General features: G+C 45.5%; 25 protein-coding genes. 2 read left to right on the forward strand and 23 right to left on the reverse strand.

Features of this window, described 5'->3' with window-relative positions; all coding sequences use genetic code 11:
* Positions 1–10: 10 nt before the first annotated feature.
* Both ACLB09_RS09430 and ACLB09_RS09435 read right to left on the reverse strand, forming a co-directional pair.
* Entirely contained in the window at positions 11–1,036 is a 1,026-nt protein-coding gene (locus tag ACLB09_RS09430; protein WP_410769562.1) for an L-rhamnose/proton symporter RhaT, read from the reverse strand.
* 202 nt (positions 1,037–1,238) lie between these two features.
* Positions 1,239–1,634: a hypothetical protein gene (locus ACLB09_RS09435; protein WP_410769563.1), complete on the reverse strand. Its 396-nt coding sequence runs from the start codon at positions 1,632–1,634 to the stop codon at positions 1,239–1,241.
* Positions 1,635–1,808: 174 nt separating this feature from the next.
* Between ACLB09_RS09435 and ACLB09_RS09440 the strand changes: the two genes are divergently transcribed.
* A complete protein-coding gene (locus tag ACLB09_RS09440; RefSeq protein ID WP_410769564.1) occupies positions 1,809–2,024 on the forward strand; it encodes a type II toxin-antitoxin system HicA family toxin in 216 nt (71 codons plus the stop codon).
* Between the two features lie 52 nt (positions 2,025–2,076).
* Positions 2,077–2,499 (forward strand): type II toxin-antitoxin system HicB family antitoxin, encoded by a 423-nt coding sequence (locus tag ACLB09_RS09445; RefSeq protein ID WP_410769565.1) that lies wholly within the window; start codon positions 2,077–2,079, stop codon positions 2,497–2,499.
* 84 nt (positions 2,500–2,583) lie between these two features.
* On the opposite strand, the gene ACLB09_RS09450 is transcribed toward ACLB09_RS09445, so the two are convergent.
* The 21 genes from ACLB09_RS09450 to ACLB09_RS09550 all read right to left on the reverse strand — a co-directional run bounded on the left by ACLB09_RS09450 (position 2,584) and on the right by ACLB09_RS09550 (position 16,075).
* Positions 2,584–3,279 carry a glycoside hydrolase family 73 protein gene (locus ACLB09_RS09450; protein WP_410769566.1) on the reverse strand — a complete coding sequence of 232 codons (696 nt, stop codon included), beginning with the start codon at positions 3,277–3,279 and terminating at the stop codon, positions 2,584–2,586.
* Entirely contained in the window at positions 3,266–3,544 is a 279-nt protein-coding gene (locus ACLB09_RS09455; protein ID WP_410769567.1) for a phage holin family protein, read from the reverse strand. The genes ACLB09_RS09450 and ACLB09_RS09455 overlap by 14 nt, the downstream gene beginning before the upstream one ends.
* Positions 3,545–3,546: 2 nt before the next feature.
* The gene (locus ACLB09_RS09460) at positions 3,547–3,816 is read right to left on the reverse strand and encodes a hypothetical protein (protein ID WP_410769568.1); all 270 of its coding nucleotides are present in this window, start codon (positions 3,814–3,816) and stop codon (positions 3,547–3,549) included.
* A gap of 157 nt (positions 3,817–3,973) precedes the next feature.
* The gene (locus tag ACLB09_RS09465) at positions 3,974–4,990 is read right to left on the reverse strand and encodes a phage tail protein (RefSeq protein WP_410769569.1); all 1,017 of its coding nucleotides are present in this window, start codon (positions 4,988–4,990) and stop codon (positions 3,974–3,976) included.
* 2 nt (positions 4,991–4,992) lie between these two features.
* Positions 4,993–5,274, reverse strand: a complete 282-nt coding sequence (locus ACLB09_RS09470; RefSeq protein WP_410769570.1) for a ketopantoate hydroxymethyltransferase — start codon at positions 5,272–5,274, stop codon at positions 4,993–4,995.
* Complete coding sequence (locus ACLB09_RS09475) at positions 5,271–5,855, reverse strand: putative phage tail protein (RefSeq protein WP_410769571.1); 585 nt, start codon at positions 5,853–5,855, stop codon at positions 5,271–5,273. Before ACLB09_RS09475 ends, ACLB09_RS09470 begins: the two co-directional genes overlap by 4 nt.
* Positions 5,848–6,927: a baseplate J/gp47 family protein gene (locus ACLB09_RS09480; protein ID WP_410769572.1), complete on the reverse strand. Its 1,080-nt coding sequence runs from the start codon at positions 6,925–6,927 to the stop codon at positions 5,848–5,850. The genes ACLB09_RS09475 and ACLB09_RS09480 overlap by 8 nt, the downstream gene beginning before the upstream one ends.
* On the reverse strand, positions 6,920–7,315 hold the full coding sequence (locus ACLB09_RS09485) for a DUF2634 domain-containing protein (RefSeq protein WP_410769573.1): 396 nt from the start codon (positions 7,313–7,315) through the stop codon (positions 6,920–6,922). Before ACLB09_RS09485 ends, ACLB09_RS09480 begins: the two co-directional genes overlap by 8 nt.
* On the reverse strand, positions 7,312–7,653 hold the full coding sequence (locus ACLB09_RS09490; RefSeq protein WP_410769574.1) for a DUF2577 domain-containing protein: 342 nt from the start codon (positions 7,651–7,653) through the stop codon (positions 7,312–7,314). The genes ACLB09_RS09485 and ACLB09_RS09490 overlap by 4 nt, the downstream gene beginning before the upstream one ends.
* The gene (locus tag ACLB09_RS09495; RefSeq protein ID WP_410769575.1) at positions 7,654–8,613 is read right to left on the reverse strand and encodes an XkdQ/YqbQ family protein; all 960 of its coding nucleotides are present in this window, start codon (positions 8,611–8,613) and stop codon (positions 7,654–7,656) included.
* A gap of 10 nt (positions 8,614–8,623) precedes the next feature.
* Positions 8,624–9,304 carry a LysM peptidoglycan-binding domain-containing protein gene (locus ACLB09_RS09500; RefSeq protein WP_410769576.1) on the reverse strand — a complete coding sequence of 227 codons (681 nt, stop codon included), beginning with the start codon at positions 9,302–9,304 and terminating at the stop codon, positions 8,624–8,626.
* Positions 9,301–11,250: a tape measure protein gene (locus tag ACLB09_RS09505; protein ID WP_410769577.1), complete on the reverse strand. Its 1,950-nt coding sequence runs from the start codon at positions 11,248–11,250 to the stop codon at positions 9,301–9,303. Before ACLB09_RS09505 ends, ACLB09_RS09500 begins: the two co-directional genes overlap by 4 nt.
* Before the next feature lie 63 nt (positions 11,251–11,313).
* Complete coding sequence (locus ACLB09_RS09510) at positions 11,314–11,823, reverse strand: hypothetical protein (RefSeq protein WP_410769578.1); 510 nt, start codon at positions 11,821–11,823, stop codon at positions 11,314–11,316.
* Between the two features lie 231 nt (positions 11,824–12,054).
* Positions 12,055–12,474, reverse strand: coding sequence for a phage tail assembly chaperone (locus ACLB09_RS09515; protein ID WP_410769579.1), 420 nt, complete (start codon positions 12,472–12,474; stop codon positions 12,055–12,057).
* 31 nt (positions 12,475–12,505) lie between these two features.
* Complete coding sequence (locus ACLB09_RS09520; protein ID WP_410769580.1) at positions 12,506–12,970, reverse strand: phage tail tube protein; 465 nt, start codon at positions 12,968–12,970, stop codon at positions 12,506–12,508.
* A 2-nt stretch (positions 12,971–12,972) separates the two neighbouring features.
* Positions 12,973–14,289: a phage tail sheath family protein gene (locus tag ACLB09_RS09525; protein WP_410769581.1), complete on the reverse strand. Its 1,317-nt coding sequence runs from the start codon at positions 14,287–14,289 to the stop codon at positions 12,973–12,975.
* Position 14,290: 1 nt separating this feature from the next.
* A complete protein-coding gene (locus ACLB09_RS09530; RefSeq protein ID WP_410769582.1) occupies positions 14,291–14,473 on the reverse strand; it encodes a hypothetical protein in 183 nt (60 codons plus the stop codon).
* Positions 14,448–14,903, reverse strand: coding sequence for a phage tail terminator family protein (locus tag ACLB09_RS09535; RefSeq protein WP_410769583.1), 456 nt, complete (start codon positions 14,901–14,903; stop codon positions 14,448–14,450). The genes ACLB09_RS09530 and ACLB09_RS09535 overlap by 26 nt, the downstream gene beginning before the upstream one ends.
* Positions 14,904–14,907: 4 nt before the next feature.
* Positions 14,908–15,330, reverse strand: a complete 423-nt coding sequence (locus ACLB09_RS09540) for an HK97 gp10 family phage protein (RefSeq protein WP_410769584.1) — start codon at positions 15,328–15,330, stop codon at positions 14,908–14,910.
* Entirely contained in the window at positions 15,330–15,713 is a 384-nt protein-coding gene (locus ACLB09_RS09545) for an ABC transporter ATP-binding protein (RefSeq protein ID WP_410769585.1), read from the reverse strand. Before ACLB09_RS09545 ends, ACLB09_RS09540 begins: the two co-directional genes overlap by 1 nt.
* Positions 15,710–16,075 (reverse strand): hypothetical protein, encoded by a 366-nt coding sequence (locus tag ACLB09_RS09550; protein WP_410769586.1) that lies wholly within the window; start codon positions 16,073–16,075, stop codon positions 15,710–15,712. Before ACLB09_RS09550 ends, ACLB09_RS09545 begins: the two co-directional genes overlap by 4 nt.
* Positions 16,076–16,096 lie beyond the last annotated feature (21 nt).

Genomic DNA, 16,096 nt, shown 5'->3' on the forward strand with positions numbered 1-16,096 from the left:
GGATCGCCGTTTAAGCCAATGCGTTCGATATGCCAACTACAATCCATGAGACGATCAGGATGACATTTCCCGCCAGCAGCCATTTTTTGGGTCCGGCAAACCCTTTCCATTCCCCGTCCTTCAATCCCCAGCCGTTGCTGACGATGAGGGCAAGACCGTTAAAAGCAAGCCAACCGACGCTAGAACCGATCGGTCCGAGCATGACGGTCGCTTTGGCGTAGAAGCCGAGGGCAAAGAACCACACAAAGGAAGTAATGATCGCTTTAACGTATGCTTTTCCCGAGCCCGGCGCTACAAAATCACGATAGGTCCGGTTTTTGATTAGCATGATGAGGGCATAAACAAAATTGGCTATGAAACCGCCGGACAAAGTGATCACCCATGGAATCAGGCTGGCATTGATCGCCGCAACGCCATGCTCCACCGCAATATCCAAGGTTTGGTTCGCATAAACAAACCCGATATTCATCGCGGCCGAGCCCAGCCCCGCGAACGAAGCCATTATGAGCCCTTTCGACAGCGGTTTTCCGGTCTTCTCAGTGCCGCTTCCTGACCCTGCCTGCTGACTGTTGAGGCTTTTTTCTTTATCCAAGCCGGCCTTCGTAATGACGATTACCCCGGCCAGCATAATCAGCATTCCGGCCAGTAACAAGATGAAAGCGCGGATCGGCGGAATATTTCCGAAAATAAGCAGCGGAATGAGCGAGCCTGCCGATGCGGAAATTCCCATATTCACGCCGTAGGTCAAGGACACCCCGATCGAATCGACCGCTTTGCCGAACAGAATCGAGCTAATTCCCCACAGCAAGCCGCAAATCGAAGCCAATCCAAGCACTTCCGCGGGCGTTTCCCGGATATAATCCAGAAAATCAGGAACCTCCAGCCAGGTCCAGCCGATCGGAATCAGCAGAATCCCGATGACCGAGAATAAAATCCAGAAGGCCTCCCATGAAAATGGCTGATACTTCTTCATCCCCAGTCCAAAACTGCCCTGGAATAAACAGCCTAGCAATAACAACAAAAAACCGTAAATCACTTTTCTCTCTCCTCATGGCCCTGATCCAAGGTACCGATACTTTGTAAGTGCAATAAACTAACGAAGTATACCTAAAATCGCGTAATGATGCGGATTTACCAACAGATTATACCCCATATTACCTGACATTGCCTAGTATGCTTGTGGGCAAGTTGTGGGCAAAAAAAAGCACTGCCTGATTAATGGCAGTGCTTTTATATTACTACTTCGATGCCTTAAGGATTTGTCCAACCTCGGAAATGTACTTTCCGAACTTAATACCTATCTCTGCCCTCATAACGTCCCTGGTCAGGCCGAAACGCTCTGAGTATCCCCGGCACGTATAATGGTAGTAAACCACAAAATCCGCATGTTCTTCTTTGTTGATCACTATCCCGCGATCCTTTAAATCTAACCGGAGTGATTTTGATTCCTGGAGTATTCTTTCCTCAATTATTTTCCCGCACATAATAAAAGCCTGCCGCAATAAATTGTCTGAGTACTTAAGATCCCTAATGCTCTTTTCTGCCATCACTTGCATGTGATTGAGTAATACATAATCTCGGATCATGGTGCGTTCTTCTGTTGTTATGATGTTGCTGCTTTTGACTTTGCCCACGTTTACACCCCACAAAATACGAACATTTGTTTGTATTATATCCAAAATCCTTGCATTTATTCAATGGAAGTTCCTTTCCACTATAATTATAACGCGCGTAATTTACACGCATAAACATATTGACGCGCGTTATTTACACGTGTTATAATAAATACATAGAGAGGAGGTCAAGCGGTGGGGAAACAACGGACGGTGAGAGAAGTAATTAAAGCCTTGAAAAAGGCAGGGTTTATCGAATCCCCGAATCACGGCAAAGGTACAAGCCATCGGCGATACATAAACCCGAATAACCCCAGCAAGTTTGCTGATATCGCAGTCCACAGCACGGGCGATACTTTAGCAAAGGGAACATTAAAAAGCATCGAACGACAATCCGGGCTGAAATTCTAGCCCGGGTGTTTCCCTACCCTTTACCACCTCATTTAGAAGGAGCGTGAAAAGCGTGAAGACCCATTATGTATATCCATTAGTCGTCGAACATACCGATACAAATTTGAGCATGTATTTCCCTGATTTTCCGGGGACGGCTGTAACTGCTGTCAAGTTGGTGGAGGGGATCCCCCGGGCAAAAGAATTACTAGCTGCCCGCGCTATTGAATTAGAGGAAGCAGGCCGGGAACTGCCAGAACCTTCCGAGCCAGATCAAATTGAATTGGAAGACGTAAGTGATCGGATCGTTTTTATTGATGTGTTTATGCCGCCATATCGTGATGCAGCAGCTAATAAGGCGGTAACAAAAAACTGCACACTACCCAAGTGGTTACGAGATGCTGCCGACGAAGCCGGTTTAAACTCATCGCAGATTCTGCAAAGTGGATTGAAAGAGGCTTTAGGAATAGATGGGAATTCTACGAATGCCAAATAAAGTACTAAATAAAAAAAATCCCGCCGGCCAATTAAGGTCAGCGGGATTTTTAACCGATTCTTTCGGATTTGTTTACATTGTATTCTATTTACTGGAAACTCGCAAGCCCGCAGCCAAGCAGCGCCAACCCTCTGCCGTGAGCTCTGGTTCGCTGAGAATATCCTCCATATCAATGCCATTAAACTCATCGGCAAACCACTTCGGCTCTGGCACGCGCGTTGCATCTTTCTCCAACTTCTCTACCCGGGCCATAAGCTTATCAAATGCCTCTTTTTCCGTTACTGTCATGGGTATATCCTCCTTGACCGGCTTCGTTGCCGATTCGTCATATTTGTATAGATTCCATTCATTCATTATACTGATCAACTTTTCGGCGTACTTAGGGTCCGTTGCGTAACCGGCCGCAGCGATCGCCCGGGCAGCGTCGGCTCCCCGCTTACCAATAACACCTCTGTAAAGATTCCGGTTCCAGCTGACCCCTTTAAGGATCAGTTCGGAATGATCGGAAATCGACTCGCCCCAGTTGCGATATGCACGGAACGCCGCATTTACCTTAATCGGCTTTCCCTTGACGTATTCTGTCGTTGGCATCGTGCAACTACCTGTCGTTCCTTTTCCCTTAATACCAAACAAGTTATTTGCTCTGGCCGTCAGCCCGCTACCGCCCCACGCCGACTCCAGCGCAGCCTGGGCGATGGTTAAGGAGGCTGCAATATTCGTCTTTTGCATGTCGGCCACGGCAAAAGGGGCGATCTTGGCAATGAATTCAGCTCTGGTCATTTTCGGCTGCTCCTTTCTTGGTCTGTTTAATGAGCTGATTTCCGTATACCGCCACAGCTCCGCACAAGATGCCTTGAATCACGCTCTCCACACTGAAGCCAAGCAGCAGGCTGGCAAAGATGACGGCTACCAGCGTAACGATATATACGATGGTCCAGTCCGGGATCCGCGGTGTCCGCTTAAGAAATCCCCCAATAATCCAGCAGGCTACAACAACGACAAACAACTCTGGTGTGATGAATTCTAATACAGCATTCCATTCCATAATTATTTCGCCTCCAATTTTTCGATTCTTTTATGTGCTTGCTTTGCCGACTCCTCGACCCTAGTAACACGTTCGGACAGTCCGTCTACCCGCTGCCCCTGCGCCCTGACATCCACCCGGATATCATCGACGCCGCGTTTGATATATTCCATATCCTGACGCATAGCGCCCTGGCTGCCCCCTTCTTGCTTGATTTGGATCATTCGGCCCGACCATCCTAATACGACCCCACTGATTGCGGCGATTAAAGCTACGATTGCGTTTACATCCACGGCGATTCCCATCCTCTCAATAAAATAGCCCCCGGATCGGCTCCGAGGGCAAAATAAAAACGCCTTAAGGCGCGAAAGTTTTAAATAAACAATTAATTAAAAAGTTCTGATCATGTTCAACACCCTTCAAATAAGAATTACTATCCATTCGGTTACCTTATGCTCCGATTATCGAGTAGTTCCACGTCCCGGTAAAAAGCGCTCTGAATTTAACGTAACCGGGGCTTTCCGAACTGTTCTGCGTATACCAGTAATAGTTGATATTATTAATCCCGTCAATTCTCGTAAAAGCGCGCCCTTGTGTTTGACCATCGATGATTCTCCCGATGGCAATGCCGTTATTAACATCACCACTACCATCACCCTTCCAAACAACAGCTATCTTGGGAGTAAACTGATTGAATGGAATGAGTAAATCGCCGGAGACATTAGCGGTTACCGTACCTTCCGCGTATTTTAAGCCAGTGGAAATTTGCCCGATTTTTTGAGCCAGTATCGTATTACTATCAGCCGCCGATGCCGCTACACCCTTACCGACTATCGCAGCAATAATAGCGTTTCTGTCTGCGGTGGTCAGGCGTTCAAGTATCCCTTGGATGCCAAACAGATTAACGTCTTTCGGAAAGTTGCCTGCTACAAGATCGGCGTCTCCAACAACATACCCGCTACCATTGTGGTACCCGGCCGGTATTGCTTTATTGGCCGTTCCTGGAGTAATAACTTGCGCTCCTTGATTTGGCATTGTCCCCGTACGGTTATTTCCAGTATCGTTGCTGAACGTCTTACCGACTAGTACATCACCCACAGCCGCATTTCCCGTAGCTCGAATAATTGCCGCCATTTTAGGGATTAATTGCGCCCAAGACTCCGAAGTGGATGCCGATACACCAATGGAATTGAGCGCGGCAACCACTTCCGCTTTACGATCAATCCCAGCTTGCTTTCCCGCTTGAGCCTCTTGCATAACCTCTCCGAGTGCCTTCTCAGTAGCTGCCCGATCCTCACGAGTACCGTTTGTTGCATTGGATAGCTGTACTATACCAGCCTTTGTTAGGGAGGCTGGCGGCACTTCAATATTATCCACATCTGAACGGAGCTGATTAATTTCATGTCCGATATTGTTCATATCCTGAGGTTGAACAGTATCGTTGATGGACCATGTTGTTTTCGCCATCCTTAAACCTCCTTGACCGTGATAGTTTGTAAAAGTAAAGTATCTGAAGCAATTGGAACATACACATTGTTTGTACTTACAAGGTTGTTCAACGCGTCTTTTAGATCGATTTTTGTAATCAATGAGACAAGGGAAGCAGGTACAATATATTGCATTCCCACCGTTGATTCAGTCACTTCTTTGATAGTAAAATTAGTGATCTCGATTGAGTCGTTCAAAACCACTTTTGCAATTTTACCGTTCGTGTAGTTTGCAACCCCATTTAAAAACGAACTTGCGATCATTTAACCATCGCCTCCGTTCCGAAGTCGGCAAATGGCTTTTCGCCAAGTTTCCAACTCCCATCAAGTTTGTAATTCCAGAATATTTGTTTCTTTCGGATCCGCTCTGTAAATCCAATTACATCCTCCAGGCTTGTTTGTTGCTGATAAATCATATTGGCCGGTTTAACCACTCGAACTGTACGCTCTACCTCTTTAAAGACAGCCGCATTATCAATGTTTGCGGTAACGGTTAAGATAAAAGTTTGTGGATCCGCACTCACGATGGTTAACCCGGTCCCGACAAGGAAATCCAACCGTTGTTGTAAATAACGCACCGTAAATGGAGGTTTGGTTGAGTATCGGTTTATAAGCCGCTTACGCCTGAATTCCAGCGTTTCTGTTGTCTGGTCTGCTTGGATACCCAGTATCTTCTCCCGGTGTTTTATGCCTTGTTCTGTCGCAGTGGTGACAAATTGACTATAAAACAAGGCGTTCACCGCTTGTTCTGCACTTATGATCTCGACTGACTCCGTTTCTATCAGTTCCACGAAATCAATTACATCGTGGTATATCTCCGGCAAGTACTCCAGTAATCTATTCACTCAGCGTCACCGTCCCTATTACAGGGATTTGTTCGTCAGCCAGTACCACATTAGCAGCCGATCCATTTAATTGTGTGTTAGCCACATCGACCACACCGGGAACAGTCAATATACGGGACTCTATTTGTGCTACTCGGATAATAAGTGCTGATTCACTTGCCCATGTCTGTCGAATTGATAACAGATATGCCCTTAATGCGTCCTCAACGTCTTGCTGTACTTGACCGATTGTTGTATCGGGGGCGAGCGTTAATGTCGCTGTGGCATTAATTGTGTGGCCCTGGGCGCCTGTAATGGTTACCTTATGACCGATAGGAGCTAAACCTATACCAAGCCCGCTATTTGCTTCTGGATCAATCAATGTCTGAACCACGTTTATTAAGGTCGTGGAAGGAGGATCGAAGTCCGCTGCAATTATTGTGGCTTTTACTGTACCGCCACCGTTCCAAACAGGAAATATTTTTGTACCTCCAACCCCGGGGATAGCATTAATTTTTTGCCTGTAGTCCGATATATTACCCCCAAATGGCTGCTCATTAATAGCATTCATATACCGTTGACGCAATGACTCGTCGTTTTCGGCATCTTCCCCAGGGATTAACACATCCGCCAACTCCGCGCGAACCAGACCGTCTATATAATCAATTGGCAGTAACGCTCCAAACTCTTGGTTCCCGATCACGCCAGCCGCTTCGCACTCCAGCACCCATTGTCCGGTACTGATTTTACTTATTGCAGTAAAATCCAAATCGTTGATTGAAAACCTACTACCGCCAGGCACATCAATAGGCACATCATTAGACGCATAAAACATCCCTTTACGTCTTGTCTTCGTTGCTGGCTCCCGGTTAATCCCAAACTCAGAAGTACGGCGTTCTAAATACTCTCCTGTCGCCGTGTCGGCATAAGAAAGATTAATATTCGTGTCCAATTCCATGTACAGTTGTGTCAGTTCAGCTGCTGCCGGAGCAAGGGCATCATAAATAATGCTTCCAGGCCTTTTATCCACATCATTTGTTACCCTATCCAACATTCGAGCAAGTATCGTCTCAAAGGTCTGATTCTCATACATTTGCATTCACCTCCTGTTTAAAGTCCCCATGGATCGATACCACCGTAAAATTCGCCGTTGCGGCATCCCCGATTATTGTTATTTGCATGTTTTCAATTGCAGAAATTCGGTCGTCCTGAAGCAAGGCTTCCCGTATCCGGCGTTCAATTTCGGCCCTGACATATCCTTGGCTCCGACCTTGAAGTCCGCTTATCTCGCTTCCATAATTGGTGTCATAGATAAGATGAGCGAAACGGTCTGTTTGGAGTATTTTATAAACTGCTTGTTTGACCGCTTCTAAGCCATCGGAAACGCCCGTAGCTTTCCCGGAAGTAAAGTCTATGCCGTAAGTTCGACTTGTCTCTTCCTGCACCACCGCATTCTCCAAGCTCCCGCCGATCGGTATCATAGTTTCGCCACCTTATCCCATATGACATATTTTTGCCCGCCTTGGACCCGAAGCAATAAAACCGGATCGCCGGCCTTAAGGCCCTCACGAATCACTATTTTTTCTTTCAATGCTTCTTTAGTATCTTCGCCGCTCGTGCCGTGCTTATGTTTCAGGTCAATTTCGTACCGGGTTAGCTGCTCCGGAACAATTAAAAAATCCTCATCAATCGTAAATCTTTGATCGATAAGGATTTCAACGGGTTTTATTTTTGTTACCGTACCAAATATGACAGCCAAAGGTTGAGTGGCGTTTACGGCATCCGCCCCAAGTTGCTTAATTTTCTCTCCCAGCGACATTTAAAACACCCTCAATTCAACTTGGATTGTGTACTCATCTCCACTAAACTTATGTGTACATTCTTCAATCAAATACAGATGAGCAATTGCCAGTTCTTCGATTTCGATATGCACATAACATCCAGCCCGGACGGACGGATCTCCGAGAGCGTCCAACTTTAATGTTTTCGTTTCCATATTCTTTGATTTGGCTAATTGATCTAACAATTGTCTGACTTGAGCATCGTTCAGGTTTTCATCGACTTTTTGGTAATATTGCAACCGCCCCCACTTACTCATGGATTCACTATCCTTGGCTGTGTGTACATCTCTTTTCAGGGTTTTCTTATTATCCCTTACCAGCTTGATGTAATTATAAGTGTTGGAATCGATGCTCTTTTCAAACTCGAATCCGGTCATTAAGCTTTCATCACCAATTGTAAGGTTCAGCCTCATATCCTTAACATTCTGCAAGGTGAGCTTTCCGTAATCATCATAAAAGGCGTAAGTGCTTCCCGTATTAATCGTTGTCAGGGCAATAGCTTTGTTGATGATATCAATGAGCTTGCTTCCGTCCTCCGACATTGTGGGGATGGCATACTTGGTATCAACGATATTCCCCCATTTCAACCCGAAGTCATTGGCTATGCGTTTTAAGATGGCCGCCGCCGTGGTGTTCTTGAAGACGTAGGTATCATTAGCCGTGAGGTATCGAAGCTGGTCATAAGCCTTGATTTTTATTGTTTCTTCTTCGCTACTGCCGATCGTAAACACATACCCATAAAAAAGGGGCTTATCGTCATATTTCATAGTTACGATATCCCCGTTATTGATTGTGAATTTACTATCCCGATCCAGGAGCATCGTGAAATCAAAACTTCCGGGTTTGCCGATCCGTGATGTTTTCCACGTTGCGTCCGTAATAAGGTCCGATATGTCATATACATTCCCCTGTTTATCGTCTGTTACGACCTGTAACATAGTCCACCTCCTACGGGAGTTTAATTACCTTCCCAACCTGTAGCTTTTTCAATTCGCTATCCTTGATGCCGTTTAACGTCTGGATTTGCTTGTATTTTGATCCGTCACCAAGCATTTTTTGAGCAACCTTCCACAAGTTATCCCCAGCGACAAGGGTATAAGTCTTTGGCTTGACTCTTGTATCCGGGCGTGGGGCGGCATTGTTTTTATTCATTACAACCGTTTTGGATCCACTGGAATCTGTTTGAACCTGCGCTTTCTTTGCTGCATAATAACGGTATTCCTTAAAAGATATCTGATACTGGATATCACCCACCGCCCCACCGCTTTCCGACCAGGTGAATTTATCAATAGTTACTAACATGTTTATATTCATTGAATTTCCGGTTAAAACCAGATGCATTTCCCTTTTTTTGCTCTGCCATTTTTGAATATCGTCAATGTAGTGGGAAGGCTGAAACAATTCTCTTTCTGTAACATTGCACCCAGGGAACCAACTTGCAGGAAAGAAACTCTCAAACTTAACCTCCTGTAGCTTAGTGCCTTTGGGAACATTGATTTCCCCAAGGTTCGAAATGTTATACGTCTTATCGTTGCCTGATTGTGAGACTTCAATATTTTCCGGTAAAACTGGGAATTCAATTGCTTCCGCCTCGTTGTTGAATGATAAAGTCAAAAAATAATCACTCATTCATATACCCCCGCAGCAGAGGAAGCTATTTCTTCCTCAAGTGTTTTTTCGATTCGGGAAACGATCTCGTCAATATCAGCATCCTTTGTTACCGGGCCTGTCGTTATGCTCACTGTTGGTGTCAATGTTACAAAGTTCTGGATCGACTTCATTTCGGCCAATTCCCGCATCGTCTTCAGGTCTTCGCTGCTAATATCCACCTTGTCCTCAATTTTGCCGACTTTGTTTACTTTATCGATTGTCCCGCCGGCTGGCACATTAGGCACCTTCGAAGTATTATCATTTTTCCTTGCGGCATCGTTAGCCGCTTTTGCAGCTTGTGCAGCAGAGATTTCGGCGCTTCGTGCGGCGGTTGCTAACTTAGCCTCTGATTTCATAGTTTTTAGCGCGGCGTCCCTATCAGCAATCTGTTTATCGATTTTATCCTTATACTGAGCTAGCTCGTTATTCCTGGCTTGTTTCGCGGCTTCGTTCTCAAGTTGCGCTGTCGTCCCAAAGGTCTTTTGTTCAATAAGATCGATGCTTACGCCTGGGATTTTGTTTAGGGTATCAATAAAGTCGTTTATGATGTCTATTGCTCCGTTGACCATCTTCTGCAAAAGCATCAGAACTCCAGCTTTCATATCACCCATAAAATTTTGAATATTCGTACTAACGGTCTTAAAGGATAGTTGCAGTTTATTAAAAAGATTCATGACCCAATACACGCCCGTCATAAATCCGATTTTAACCCAGTCCCAAGCAGTTAATAGCGCATTACATACAATCATCCATGCAATTTTTAATCCGCCCACAGACTGGATCCATTTATAAATCATACCGATTACAACACCAATCGCAAGAGCAATCCAGCCAATAGGATTTGTCAGCAACGATACGGCAAGCGCTCTATTTGCCGCTACCTGCAACCATGTCACCGCTGTCCATATAGCTGTGATTGCAACATAGGCACCTACAGCACTAACTAGCCCCCAGAATATTGGGGATATACTTGACCAATTGTCGTATATAAATTGTGCTCCGGCACCAATTGCTTGAATCAAGGGTTCGAACGCTTGAAGTAATGCATTTAACGCTACCGTCCACACTTGGGAGAATGTCATTGGCATCGATTCGAATTTTTTATTGATCTCATCGGTCGATGCCAACATTGCATTTTTAACAATTGCGGCCGTGATTTGACCATCAGAAGCCATATCACGGATTTTTCCAATGGGGACGTTCAGATAATCAGCAATGGTTTGAATAACGTTAGGAGCAGCTTCAAATACAGCATTTAATTCTTCACCGCGCAAAACACCCGAACCCAAAGCCTGGGTTAATTGCAGGGAAGCAGAAGCCATTTCCATTTGTGATGCACCAGCAATGACAAACTGTTTGTTCAGGTTTTCCGCAAACTGAATTGTTTCATCGTTGGATTTGAAAGCATCACGCGCCCTTTGCCCTAACTTTGCAACCACATCAGCAGTAAGTTGGTAAGATGCTCGGGAACGATTGGCGGAGTCTATGATTTTCTCCTGCAACTCGGCTGTCGTCTGTTGACCGTCATTCATCAAATCTAACCTAGCTTTCGTTGATGTCATAACATCTGCTAGATTTGTAGCTTTATTAAAAGCTCCCCATATTTTTTTTCCAAGTTCCAACCCCTGATTTAAGGTAATAACAGCCCCACCAACATCTTGTATTGATGACTTTGTTTTGTTGACAGATCTATTGAAGTTGTCTTGTGACTGTTTCGACATGTTAATTTGTTTATTAATTTCAGCTTCTGCGGATGCGATCTGTTGTTTTACTGCGTTTAGTGACTTATCAATGTCTGTATTCTTGTTTGTTGCATCCTGCATCTTATACATGGTAGAAACCATTATGTTCATGCCGTTTGTAATGCTCTTAATCGGACCGGTCATGGCATCAAACATTTTTAATGTCGAGGACACCGTTGTCATTAGTTCACCTTCTTTCAAGGCAAATAAAAAAAAAGCACCTAATACGCGGTGCTTTTTTGCTACTTACAATACAATTTCACTTGTTCCGCCCGAAGCCAAAAGGCTCTGTACTCCCGCGCTCTTTGGTACCGAACTATGTTTTTTGGTAAATAACTTATCAAATTTTTCGGTTACCCTAACCATCATTTTATTCATGCCAAAAGTGATATTTTTGACCTCACCATTTGACCCAACATAAGACACAATGTAAATTTTGGTGTACTCTGTCGCACTCTTTTTACCTATCCCCGACAACCCACCTAATAGTAATCCTGCGGGGCCAAAAAGCAATCCGCCTACTACACCACGCCCTATGACACTTTTATCTTTTTCCATTATTTCCTTTTGAGTGGTCAAAATGGTGTCTATTACGTTTTCAAGTGGTATTTTAAACAAATTATCTGTAATCGTTTTGAATCCTTGGGGCCTGGTCTCAGCGATCAGTAAATAATTATTGTCAAAAGTTAGTTCAATGTCAGCATCTGGATTTTTCAACGGTAAACCATCAATTAATTTTACAAATGCTTTTGTCATATAGTCCTCCGTTATTTCATCATTTTCCCAATTATACAATATGATTACGGGTATTGGACTATTTTTGTTTCATTTTCTTAGCTTGCTTTTCTTCAGCTTCGATTCTGGTTTGTATCATGGCGATCAGCGCCGCCTTCTTTCTAGGGTTCAATTCCGCGAAGTCCCAGGGCATGAGATGGAATTTATGGAGGGCGTAGTAGGCGACATTCGCCTCACTATCGCCCTCTTTAATTAGTTTTTTACTTCATCTACTAACTCATTGACGTCTTTGTCAAAACCGTTGATTTCCTGCACTTTTTGCAAGAGGGTTGCATATTCTCCCGGCAACATCATCTTACGGAGTAATTTGTCAGACCCCATTACTCCGTAAGACTTTTGTAGGTCGGCATCCTTAAGATTAGGAAATACAACACTGGCCACTACCATTTTAGCAAGATATTCCTCTGAGTTAGTGTCAATTGTAACTACCCCTCTGTCCCTTACCTTGCGTTGTGCCGATTTACGAATTGCTTCGTTTTCCTCCTCCGTCATGCTCCGCAGCTTCCAAGGAATCGGGTTGCCTTTTTCATCTTTGAAACGGGCGGAAATAACGACTTCCTCATTAATTTCTGAATTTGCATTTTGAGCGAAAAAAGCGCTAAGATTACTCATTTATTTATCCTTCTTTCGTATTAATTTTTATTTAGCCCAATACAGGCGTAGTAAAGTTATCAGGGATATCAACATCGTCAAACGTAAAGTCGATGTCTTCATCCAAAAACTCGGCGTCAACGTCCAATTTTGCCATAATCACGCTGTCCAGGTTGACATTCCGTAGGATAACTGTCTGCCGTCCGATAGTGCTGTTCGGATCCTCGTTCACAATTTGCAAATCAAAGTAAGTATCCTTGCCGGTCTTAATATAGTTGAGCATCATTTGTCGGAATACCGGAGTGGCATAATAAATGGTCATGCTCCCCGTTCCACTCCATCCAACTGCCTTTGTTTGTACACCGCGTCGGCCAAGCGCTTTGAACTCGGATTTGTTTTTTTCCGCCGTTGCTTCGATTGTTTTGGCATAAAACATTTCCTCGACTTGGCCGTTGATTGTTGCATATGCCCGACCCTCTTGGCCGCTAATTGCGTCCCCGGATTTAAAGAATCCCATTCCTAGTTCACCCGCACTTTCATGTAAATTTTTTCGATGCTATCCACTGGCTGTACGCCAATTTCCGCATAAACCGCATCTGATTCATTTCCGGCCACAAACAAAACATCATTTTGGCTATCGAAATTTTGGATAGCATTAATGCCTTGTAAAGTATTCAGATACGAAATTACTTCGCCTTTTAGAAGGTTTCGACCGTCGGCGTTGTTGTCCACTTTTCCGAGGTAGAATGTTTCAAAAATTCGCTTCACATCGTTCGCAATCCCATCCAGTACCCGGAGAACACGGTTTTTACTGAATTGCTTGCCTTTATCCGGTGTGAACCCGGTAAGCGAGTTAATGTCCTGCTCCACGATCGCGCGGCCATTGGAAGCTGTGAAAAGGAATTCTCCCGCTCGTAAAGCCGCCTCAATCTGTGTGTTGGTATAACGTGGCGCAACGTCCACAGCATCATCATATGCCGTGTATGTGAGTGCTTGGCTCACCGTGGCCGCTGCTGTCGCTCCAGATACCCAGGCCACTGCTTGCGCTGGTGTGAGTGTAGTCCCATCAGAAAGGATGACACCGTTCTTCACGCTTATCACGCCCTCATAGTCGGCTGCTGGGTAGTTTGGCAATACTGCTTGTACCTTTTTGCCTTCGCTCTCTCTCAGCCGCTTTACAAAGGCTGAATACACCACTTTTAGGCTGACATCATCTGATATCAGACCGACGGTGTTAAAATCTTGCAATTCAAGTGCTGAAAGAAATGCCGTATGATCAGCATTCGTCGCCGTACCGTTTGTCCCATTCGATAGATTGACTCCAGCGATCAAAGTAAGTGCGCCGGATCCCGAGAAATCGACCCAGGCATTAGACTTCAAGCCAGCGATATTACCCGCCGTCTGCACATCAACTTCCCGGCCATTGACAAGAGTCTTTACATCGAACTTTGTCGTGTCGTCAATGTTCGATTGAACCACAATAGCAATATCGTTACCGCGCTCCCCGGAGTATTTAGCCGTGATCGTCAAGTCGTCTTGTGTTGCGGTAGCTTTCACACCGTCATTTAAGCGGAACAAAAGCAAAGTTTTTGCCCGCTTTAAAGCTTCACGCACTAGCAACAACGGCGTATCACTTATATCAAAGCCCAATACATCCATCGTGTCCGCCCCGGCTTCGACCGTGACGATTTGTTTTGATGGACCCCACGGAAGAGACAAAGCCATAGCGGCGACGCCTCGATCGCCAACTGTACCGAGCGCTTTAGGCTCCGTATTAATATTGATATAGACACCGGGTCTAACCTTGTTTTGCGTTAGAAATGTACCTCCTGCCATCTTACTTCACCTCGCTCTTTTTAAATTCGTCTACAAGTCTTTTCGCTTCAGCGATAGAATAAGTACCTTCACCCAGGACAGCCGCAAGCACGTCATTGTCTGTCCCCGTCCATTGCCGGGACTGAAGGAATTGTTCCTTCGTAAAACCGGTAGTCACTTCAGGAATTTGTTTTTCTTTGCCCATTTTTCAATAATCCCTCCTGTTCGAGAGTCTTCATTTTTGGCTCCACTTCTTTCGCGGCGAGCACATGAAAGTTTAAGTCCATGTAAAAATGGAGAACGGCATCTATGATTTCATGATTCATGCCCGTGCCTTTATACCATGCACCGCCGATATTCACCCTTCTCAGCGCGTCATAAAGCTTCTCAGCCATTTCATGGGCTTTCCCGTTGTAATCCTCGTTCTCCGGGAAGAAGTGAATATCGAACGAATAGGAGCGTCTATAACGCCTATTCAATTCTTGATCCTGTGCATGGGTCAGCAGCTTCACAAAAAAACACGGCGCCTCAAAACCCTGTTTAATCTCTTCACCGTAAATATCCATGGTCGGAAAAAGGTTAGACAGGGCAAGGATAACGCCGCTGCGTATATTGTTTATGGTAATTTCGATCACGGCGTCACCCCTTTCTGCCGTTCATGAGTTGGTTTAATAACTCAACTTGTTTCTTTTCGATAAATTTAGGCAGTTCACGTTCAATCTCTTTCATCGAGATTGTCGCCATGAAGCGGCCATCAACCCATTTTGTGGAGTTTTGCCCGGCCCGGTGTCCGTGTTCCACGTAAGAGGCGTACTCCGTATTGTTGAATATCTCAATTACATAAGCATTCCCCTGCCTCTGAACTCGCCCCACTTGCCAATTCCGCCGCAGCTCCCCCGTGTCTACCGGGGTACGTTTCTTGATCTTTCGCACAGCCCGGTAAGCCATCTCAAGCAAAAATTCCCTTATCCATCGCTCGATAATGCGTTCATCGAGCGCTTTTTGGAATGTTTTCGCCATCCGTTCGAATTCGCTAAAATCAAAGCTCCCCCAGCGTGCCATTATGCTGTATCCTTCCGCTGTAAGCTGATTTCCTGATGAGTCTCATAAGGGAAGGGTTCGCCGGCTTTGTATTCTCGGCCCGGCGCAACAGCTTCCCAGCCTGCGGCTATATTCCGCCCCCGCGTCACCGTCAGCGTATCTCCCTGCTTGATCTCCAGTTCTGGAGCAATGAACAACTTGGTGTCGTAAGCTATCTGGTTCACGGTCTCGGTCTGGCCGTTGATCCCTAGTGCCTTCTGCGAGATCCGGCACGGCTGGCCCTCATACACAGTGACAAGCTGCTGCTTTGTCTCGCCGTTGACCTTTACCCTGCCCATCCGCTTTACCGTCACCCGGTCTGTGTACTTCCGCTCAAGCGCTAACCGGTACCGTCTTATGTTCATGGGTTCCACCTCATACGACGGTACCGGTTAAGATCAGTAGCGTAAAACATCAATAGCGTACCCGCGCCTGTGCCGCCCCCGGAAGATTCCTTAACCGATGTATCACCAATCTTCAGATCGACTCCCGAAGCAAGGATCACATCCATTTCAGGTAAATGGGACTGTTCAGCTCTAAAGGCTCCCATTGCGATATTGGCCCAGGTGTAAACCAGAGCCGTCGGGATCTCATCAACCCTATCTCGGCCGATGTAATTCGCAATATGGGCCCCGGCTTCATCAATATAAGACTTAACCAGGGCATCGAAGCTTTCCGGCAGGTTCCAGCGGCGCTTAATGATCGCAGCAACATCATCCTGGAGCATCGTAACCCCTCCCAACAAAAA

The sequence above is a fragment of the Fontibacillus forbon genome, from assembly GCF_046559655.1.
Lineage (GTDB): Bacteria > Bacillota > Bacilli > Paenibacillales > Paenibacillaceae > Fontibacillus.